Annotated in this window: 5 protein-coding genes and 1 pseudogene; 3 read left to right on the forward strand and 3 right to left on the reverse strand. The window is 69.9% G+C overall.

The genetic code is table 11. The annotated features are described in order from the left end of the window. Positions 1 to 161 precede the first annotated feature (161 nt). Together N5079_RS06625 and N5079_RS06630 are read left to right on the forward strand one after the other, a co-directional pair. Entirely contained in the window at positions 162 to 2,597 is a 2,436-nt protein-coding gene (locus N5079_RS06625) for a hypothetical protein (RefSeq protein ID WP_261582625.1), read from the forward strand. Between the two features lie 119 nt (positions 2,598 to 2,716). Next, entirely contained in the window at positions 2,717 to 3,742 is a 1,026-nt protein-coding gene (locus tag N5079_RS06630) for a M36 family metallopeptidase (protein ID WP_261582627.1), read from the forward strand. A 7-nt stretch (positions 3,743 to 3,749) separates the two neighbouring features. Here the strand turns inward: N5079_RS06630 and N5079_RS06635 are convergent, their stop codons facing one another. Continuing rightward, positions 3,750 to 4,832 carry a glycosyl hydrolase family 18 protein gene (locus N5079_RS06635; protein ID WP_261582629.1) on the reverse strand — a complete coding sequence of 361 codons (1,083 nt, stop codon included), beginning with the start codon at positions 4,830 to 4,832 and terminating at the stop codon, positions 3,750 to 3,752. 252 nt (positions 4,833 to 5,084) lie between these two features. On the opposite strand from N5079_RS06635, the gene N5079_RS06640 reads away from it, so the two are divergent. After that, positions 5,085 to 6,485 (forward strand): PP2C family protein-serine/threonine phosphatase, encoded by a 1,401-nt coding sequence (locus tag N5079_RS06640; protein WP_315967791.1) that lies wholly within the window; start codon positions 5,085 to 5,087, stop codon positions 6,483 to 6,485. A 54-nt stretch (positions 6,486 to 6,539) separates the two neighbouring features. On the opposite strand, the gene N5079_RS06645 is transcribed toward N5079_RS06640, so the two are convergent. Then, entirely contained in the window at positions 6,540 to 7,667 is a 1,128-nt protein-coding gene (locus N5079_RS06645) for a glutamate--cysteine ligase (RefSeq protein ID WP_261582630.1), read from the reverse strand. Between the two features lie 206 nt (positions 7,668 to 7,873). Continuing rightward, a pseudogene (locus tag N5079_RS06650) lies at positions 7,874 to 8,114 on the reverse strand (aldehyde dehydrogenase); the annotation flags it as partial.

The following is an 8,114-nucleotide window of genomic DNA, read 5'->3' on the forward strand; positions in this document are numbered from 1 at the left end:
ATAGTTACGCCTTCATCACGATTACGGCGGTTTCGGCAACCCTGGCCTCGATGATTTCGTCTTCGATGTACCCGGACGCAGAGCACGAGGACAAAATGGGCAAATTGCGCGTATGGATTGCACGGTCAGTCGTTTTGGCATTACTCCTTCCGCTGATTACCGTGCAGGCCCTCGTCTCCCCGGCCGCTGCGGTGAGCTGCTTCGAGCTGCCCGTCGGGGGTTTCCAGCCGGTGCCCGAGGCATGGAGCGCGCACGTGGCCCCGTTCACCGGCACGGTCACCCTCGATGTGGAACGATTCATCGGCTGGAGCAAGGCGGAGATCCGTTGGAGCGACGGAGCGACGACCCCGCTGCCTATCGGCTCCTGCGAGAACGCGGCGGACGAACCGGTCTACACCGTTAAACCCTTCAGCGTCTCCCATACATTCAACGGCGACGAGGGCGCCTCGGCCTGTTTCGCCTTTGGCGGGACGACGAACGACGGTCGCACCGAAGAGGTCTCCTGCCCCTATGACACCTGGCGGACCGGATGGGCCGTTTACCCGGCTGACGGCGACCTGGACGGCGACGGCGTGCCGAACAACGCCGACGCCTGCTTTCTCCAACCGGGGCCCGTGGCCAACCATGGATGCCCCGGAGACACGCCCTCTCCGACTCCCTCGTCCGACTGCGGCAAACCCGCGCTCGACCTGGGCCCCGAGGGCGTCGTCGACCATCTGTCGGACGTGGAACTGACGGCGAAGGCGACCTTTCCCGCCGGCTCCGACCCCGCCGCCTACTCCTACACCTGGCGGAAGATCACCGGCCCGGGAAGCGTGACCTTCGCCCCGAACCAGGTGGGGACCCGTGTGGGGTCCACCCTCCACGTCAACACGACCGCCGCCTTCTCGAGGCAAGGCACGTACACACTGGAGTTCGAGGCGAAATCCGGTGACTGCGCCGTCACGAAGGCCCTCACACTCGACCTCGTGACGCTGAAGGCCGCGCTGACCCTCAGCCCGGCCGGCGGCACCGCTCCCCTGAGGAACGTACGGCTGGACGCCCGAGAGTCCCGGGGCGCCACGACCTACGCCTTCGAGGTACGCCGCCTCGACAGCGCCGGGTCGCCCACGGGCAGCCCGCTGCCGTTGACCGGCTCCGGCGACCAGGCGGTGCGGTCGGTGGACCTGCTGACCGCCGGGGACTACCGCGCCAAGGTGACCGTCGGCGACGGAACCGACACCGATACGGCGACCCAGGACATCACCGTTGCCGGCCTGAGGATCGTCGCCGACCACTCCGACGCGCACCAGATGATCCGGGGGACCGTCGTCCCGGCCACGGGGGCATGCCCGGTCTCCCTCACCGTCGAGAGCATCAAGGACGATTCGGCCGTCTGGAACGCGCTCAAGCCCGTCCCGCGCGACGGCGCCACGCTGCCCCCGGGGCCCGAGGCGACCTTGCCCAAGGCCGTCGACCCCAACGGCACGGCCGCCCTCGCACCTCAGGGCTACGGCAAGCTCACCTGGCCCAACGCCTGCTTCACCGCACCTGACCAGGTCATCACCGTGACCTACGACGTGTTCGATCCCCTCGCGCTCAACGCGCAGTACCTCGACTACTTCGTCCAGCTCGTCAGCCTGGGCACGATCTCCACGACGGGCCTGCAGTACGACTACCGCAACCTGGCCTCCTTCCAGCGGGGCCTCCGCGGCGACGCGCGCCGAGTGTGGGACTGCCTAACCCGGAACCCCGTCTCGGTGACCACGGCGGAGAACGTGATATGCGCGCTGCCGAGCGCGGCGCGGCTGGTGAGCGACCCCGCCCAGCGGGATCGCCTGCTGTCCCAGCTGGCGACCGTCGCCAACGGGCTGTACATCACCGAGGAGACGCGAAGGGCATACGATGCGATCAGCCAGCTCAATCCCGCGGACATCGCCAAGTACGCGGCCCGGGTGGTCTCCGGGGACCTGGGCGTCGACATCGGCGACGGCCAAGCCGTCCTTGGGGCGTTCAAGCAGCAGGAGGCGGCGAGCAAGGCCCTGTCGGAGGCGGCCGACACCGCGGAGAAGGCCGGTGTGGAAAGCCTGGACAAGTCCCGCACCGACCTCCAGCAGGCCCGCGAGGTCCTGAGGACCGCAGGTCAGGATCGCGCCGTCGCCACCCGTTTCGTCAACGCCGAAAAGGCTCTGGCCACCTGCCGGCAGACCCGTCCAGGCCGATGCGCGAATCTGGTCACCGCGCTCAACGCGGCGCGTCAGGCACTGGTACCGGTCGCCCAGCGCTACCAGGTGACGGCCGACTCGGCCGCGCTGGCCCGGATCACCGCCTTCATCACCGCTCAGCAGGACAGGGTGGACGCCCTGGTCGTCGCCGTACAGGACGCGATCAAGGCCATTCCCGTGCTCCGGCGAGCCGCGGCCCAGGCCACCCGCGCCCTGCAGGCCGCCGAAGCTCTGACGAAGGTGGCCGTCGCCTTGGGACCGCTCATCATGCTCTTCCAGCAGACCGCGGCCTACCTGGACGCTCGCGACCGTGGCGCGCTGACGGGCGCGGTCTACTTCGTCGCCTGTGGCCCGGAGAGCCACAGGGCCGTGTGCCGTCGAGAGGGCCGATAGAAGGTACAGGGAGCCGGGCCGCGGTCACGGCCCTGCTCCCTGCGCGGCGCGGAGACTGGTCATATCGATCGGAAACGCCTAGATTCGCGTGGATTCGCACCAAATGAGGAGGATCTACGGTGAGAACCCCCCGATGCCGTATGACCGCGGCCTTCCTGGCACTCGGCACTGTCACGGCGCTCATCCAGCCGGGCGTCGCCCAGGGCGCGGCCGGCGTCACCGCCACCGTCTTCTATCCGAACCCGGTCCAGAGCACGGGCGACGAGTCGCTCACCGACAACAAGGACCGCGACGGCGCCGCCTTCGCCGCGGCGTACCACACGGTCACGCTGACCGACCTGGACGGCTCCGGCACTCTGACCGGGCGATACGTCCGGGTCAAGAGCGAGACCGGAAACGCCGCCCAGGCCGTGAACGGGGCCTTCCCCGCCTGGCATCGCGACGTCGACCAGTTCGAGCAGGTGATGGGCTACTACTGGGTCACCACCGCGCAGCAGTACATCCAGTCGCTGGGGTTCGGCTCCCGGCTGCGCCCGGTCAACCAGCGCCAGATCGAGCTGCGCATCAACCAGTACGGCGGGGACAACTCCTTCTTCCGGGACGACAAGGCCAACATCACCCTCGGCAAGGGCGGCGTGGACGACGCCGAGGACGCCGAGGTGATCGTCCACGAATACGGCCACTCGGTGCAGGACGGCCAGGTGCCGGGCTTCGGCACGACCCTGGAGTCCGGCGCGATCGGCGAGGCCTTCGGCGACTACCTCGCGGTCGCGGTGAGCAGCTGGAAGACCGGCGTGCCGACGAAGACCCCCGAGGCGTGCGTGGCCGACTGGGACTCGGTCTCCTACACCTCCGCCGTCCCGCACTGCCTGCGCCGCCTGGACGGGACCAAGCACTACCCCGAGGACGTGATCGGCGAGGTGCACGCCGACGGCGAGATCTGGTCGTCCGCTCTGTACGAGATCCGCGCCAAGCTCGGTGACAAGCTGGCGAGCACGGCCATCATCGACGCGCAGTTCGACTTCGCGAAGGACACCACCTTCCGGGCGGCGGCCGAGGCGACGGTGGCGGCCGCGCAGCGGCACGGCGGGAGCACCGCCGCGGCCGCCGCGCGGGCCGCGTTCACCTCCAGGGGCCTCCTCTAGCCAGGAGCTAGCTCTGCCGTAGCGCGGGCATCGGGATCGGGATGGCGTAGGCGGTGGCCCCACCGCCCACGCCGCCCTCGCAGCCGTTCGGAGGGGCGGTCGTCACGCCCCGGGTCGAGGGGCGCTCGGCCGCCCAGAACATGTAGCCGAGAAGTCCCGAGCTGGTGCCCGCGCCGTTGGGAGCGGCGGTCTGGACGAAGCTTCCCGTGGACTTCTGCAGCGACGTGGCGTAGTCGGTGCACTCGGGCCGGACCTTGCTGCCCTCGGCGATGTAGAGGCTGCCGGTGAACTTGGCCGGAGCCAGCGGCGGGATCGGCGGGGAGTAGGTCGGCTTGCCGTCCAGGTGCTCCTGCCAGTTGGCGATCGCCCCCGAGGTGCTCGGCTGGCGGGCCGGGACCATCGCGTTGGCGTAGTCCAGGACGGGCGTGCTCGTCCGGAGCCAGTCGGCGGTGGCCTTCCTGCCGATGTCGATCAGCCACCGGTCGCCGGCCGCCAGATCGATGGTGAGGCGGGCGGCCTGGTTCGCCCCGGTCGGGTCGTAGGGAAGCACGGCCCGGTAGGCGTCGATGAATGCCTGCAGACCGGCCAGGTTGGGGCCGCTGTTCTCCTCATAGTCGATCTCGATGCCGACGCCGAGCCGCTGGGCCGCCTCGGCGGCGTTGCGCCCGAACTGCGCGGCGTTCTCGGCCAGCGCCGAGTTCCACGCGTCGGTGTAGGTGATCCCGCCGATGGACAGCATGACCCGGATGCCACGGCTCTTGAAGTAGTTGACGATGTCTGCGGTCATGCCGCGCGGCACGCCGTCGAGGGTCTGGGCGTCGGTCGTCTTGTGCAGGAGTTTCACCGGGTGGACGAAGCTGAGCACCACGACGTTGACCGAGGGCCGCCCGTCACCGCGGTCGATCAGCCAGTGGTTCTTCTGGTCGAATTCGGTCAGGTCTCGGACGGCGCCCCAGATGCAGGCGTCGTCGCCGCAGTGCCAGGCCCCGTAGACCTGGACCGGCGTCACGGCGGCCTTCGCCGGTGCGGTGACGAGCATCGGGATGAGAAGTGGGACGAGTAAGCAGAAGAGCGCGGCCAGACGGCGCATGCAACCTCCCGTGTACGGAGAAATCGGCATGAACGTAACTGATCACGCGGTCGGCGTCCCTAGTCGCGAAGGCGACAACTGTGCATGGTCTCCCACCGCGCCAAGCAGACGGAAACCCCGCCCAGGTGCGGCCGTCGGGTCGCACCCTTTCTCGTTCCTCCCGCTCGTCCTCGCGCCGCCCGGCTGCTCAGGGCGCGGCCGTGGCCTGACCGTCGGGTGTCGCGCTGCCCGTGCCGAACTGCCGGGCGTAAATTGGAAAACGCACGCGACCACGTCGCCAGTGGGCTCCACCGCGGCCACGCCATCGGCAGCCGGCCGAGCCGTACGGCAGGCCGGGCGTGGGCGGACAGATCGGGGCGGTGGACCACGATGGGCATTTCCGGTGCGGAGCGCATGCTGAGCGGACTCCTGGATGGAAGCCACTACGCCTCCATGGAGCAACTGCCCGCTCTGGTCGCACAGCACGCCACGGGGGCGGGGCTGCACGAGGCGCTCATCTATCTCACCGATCTCCAGCAGAACGTCCTGCGCCTGCTCCCGGCCAAGCCGGAGGACGAGGAGGCGCGGGGCGAGAGCGACGAATCGTGGCGCAAGGACGCGCCGGCCGAGATCCGGATCGAGGGCACGCTCGCCGGGCGGGCGTTCCAGAGATCGCGAGGCGTGTCGGAGTCGACGGGCGAGGGCGCCGGCCGATGGTGGGTGCCGCTGCTCGACGGCACCGAGCGCCTGGGCGTGCTGAGGATCACCCCCGAGCTCGACGACGACGAAGCCAGGGACCGCATGTGGAGCCTGGCCTCGCTGGTCGCGATGCTGGTGGCGAGCAAGCGCGACTACAGCGACTCCTTCGCCCGCCTGGTGCGCACGCGGGCGATGTCCGTGGCGGCGGAGATGCAGTGGCAGGTGATGCCGCCGCTGACGTTCATCGGCGAGGAGATCGCGATCGGCGCCGTGCTGGAGCCGGCCTACGAGGTGGGCGGGGACGCCTTCGACTACGCGATCGACGGGGACACCGTGCACCTGGCGGTCTTCGACGCGATGGGGCACGACACCGCCGCCGGTCTGACCGCGAACCTGGCGATCGCGACCTGCCGGAACCAGCGGCGCCAGGGCGGCACGCTGCTCCAGAAGGCCGAGGAGATCGAGCGCGCGCTGATCGAGCAGTTCGCCGGCAACCGCTACACGACCGCGATCATCGCGGAGTTCGACCTTCGCACGGGTGAGCTGAGCTTGATCAACCGGGGGCATCATCCTCCGGTCCTCATCCGCGGCGGCCGCTGGAACTGCGAGCTGGAGTGCCCGCCCGGCCATCCGCTCGGCACCGATCTCGGCCTGGAGACCATCGTCTGCCACGAGCAACTCGAACCCGGAGACCGTCTGATCCTCTACACCGACGGCATCACCGAGGCCCGCGACGCCTCCGGGAGGGAGTTCGGCCTGGAGCGTTTCGTCGACTTCGTGATTCGCCACCACGCCGACGGGCTGCCCGTCCCGGAGACGCTGCGCCGTCTCATGCATGCCGTGCTCGACTATCACCAGGGCGATCTCCGGGACGACGCGACCGTGCTGATCGCCGAGTGGCGGGGCCCCGCCGGGCGGAGCCCCAGGACCCCACTGGAGCACTTCGAACAGCGCTCGCCGCAGGCCGCCACCTGACGGGCCCTCAGCAGTCAGGCAACCTTGATCACGAGCGGGGGAGCCGCCGTCCGTCTAAGACGGGAGACCGGTGACCGTCTGCTCGACCAGGAGCCTGGCGACGTCGGTGACGCGGCGGCGGCGCTCGTAGGCGGCACGCTGGCGCGCCGCCCCGGAGCCGCGGCGCCGTACGAGATTGAGGGTGGAGGTCACGAACGGCAGGTCACCGGTATCCATGAGGCTCGGCCGCACGTGGTCTAGCAGTCGGCAGGCCAGCTCCCAGGCGGGCTCGCGGTTCCCGGTGAGGAGATCGAGCCCTTCGCCCTCCAGGCCGTCGCGGGCCGCCCGCCAGGAGGCCGCCCGCAGCACCGTCTGCTCGACGGCCGGGGCGGGAACGCCGGCGCGCACGTCGCTCAGCGCGGTGGCGGCCAGCGCCCGCACCAGAGCGGCCAGCATCGTGGCCTCCTCCGCCGTCGCGCAGGCGTCGGCCGTGCGGAACTCCAGCGTCGGCAGGTGGTGCGACAGCCGGACGAGCCAGTACACCATCCCGAAATCCATGATCGCCCCGGTGGCGTACAGGCCCTCGATCAGGCTGTCGTAGTGCCGGGCCGACTCGAAGTACGGCGGAGGCTCCACGCTGGGCCATCGCGCGATCACGATCGACCGCCAGCTCGCGTATCCGGTGTCCATGGAGTCGGCGATCGGCGAGTTGCCCGCGAGCGCCTGCAGGACCGGCAGCCAGGGGCGCACGTGGTTGCTGACCCGCACCGCCTCCTCGCGGTCGGCCATGCCGATGTGGACGTGGCATCCGCACACCCCCTGCCCGCGCATGATCGCGCGAAACTCGCCGGCCATGCGGTCATAACGCGCGGAGCGGCTCAGCGGCGGCATGCCGAGGTTGCCGCTCAGCGCGGTGCCGCAGGCGGCGAGCCCCACGCCGACGGCGGCCGCGGCCTCCGACGCGACGGCCCGCGTCTCCCGCAGATCACCCTGCAGCCGCCGCAGATCCGTGTGCACGGCGCTGTTGGTCTCGACCTGGAATCGGGTGAGCTCCGGCACCATCCGGGCGCCGATGGGCCCGCCTGCCCGCCTGCGGACTTCCTCCGCGACGGGCGCCACCTCTCCCGTCGCCGGGTCGAGCAGGAGGAACTCCTCCTCCACGCCCACCGTCAGCAGCGGGAAGCGGGCTCTCGCCGGGGCCACGCGACAGGTTCCTCCGGACGTGCCGACTCCGGCCTGCGCTGTCACGGCAGGCCCATTTCCGGGTCTCAGCCGCCCCGGCCACGGCCGGTCAGCACGTCCCGTGGTTTCATGTGCGTTCCTTTTCCCGATATTTCCGGTTCCCGATATTTCTGGCCGGGGTTTCTCGACACGGGCGACGACGCCCATGTCATCTGCGCGGACGGGAGTCAGCTCAGCGCGCTGGGATGCATGACGACCTTGGTCCAGCCGAGATCCCGCCGGTCGAAGTGCTCGTAGCCGTCGGGCGCCTGGTCCAGGTTCAGTTCGTGCGAGACGACCCAGGACGGCCGGGCCTTTCCCTCGTGGATGAGCGCGCAGAGCTGCCGGTTGTAGTTCTTGACGTTGCACTGGCCGGTGCCCATGGTCTGGCCCTTGAACCAGAACATCCCGAAGTCGAAGGCGATCTCC

It is taken from the genome of Planotetraspora sp. A-T 1434 (assembly GCF_025420585.1).
Lineage (GTDB): Bacteria > Actinomycetota > Actinomycetes > Streptosporangiales > Streptosporangiaceae > JAOEGB01.